The organism is Streptomyces sp. DH12, assembly GCF_020873895.1.
Lineage (GTDB): Bacteria > Actinomycetota > Actinomycetes > Streptomycetales > Streptomycetaceae > Streptomyces.
The window spans coordinates 1-391 of the sequence record NZ_JAHWGT010001648.1; the positions used below are offsets into that span (position 1 = coordinate 1).

1 protein-coding gene is annotated in these 391 nt (G+C 76.0%); it reads right to left on the reverse strand.

The annotated features are described in order from the left end of the window. On the reverse strand, positions 1 to 391 hold a 391-nt coding region (locus LPA54_RS41535), incomplete at both ends, for a lantibiotic dehydratase (RefSeq protein ID WP_228985541.1).

Here is a 391-nt window from a genome sequence, read left to right on the forward strand (position 1 = left end):
ATCTGCAGCCGGTCCGGTACGGCGAGACGCCGCCGCCAGGCGTCGAGACCCCGCTCCCACACCTCCGCGTCCTTGGCGCGCGCCGCATCGCGCAGCCGGCGCCCGGGCAGCCACCGTGCGGGCATCGCCACCACCCGGCCGTACCGCACGCGCGGCAGATACGGCAGGGTGTCGTGCCCGGCCCAGTCCCAGCCAGACCACACCCGTGGCCGTGCCGTCGCCAGATCCATCAGGAACCGCGCCACCGGCGGAGCCTGCGCGTCCAGGGCCAGCATGTGCGGCAGCACCGGACGGACGGGACCCCCGCTCTCCGGGTGCAGCAGCCGCAGCCCGTCCGAACCGGCCGCGACGAGCAGTGCGCGCCAGTCCAGACAGCGGGGGTCGTCCCGGT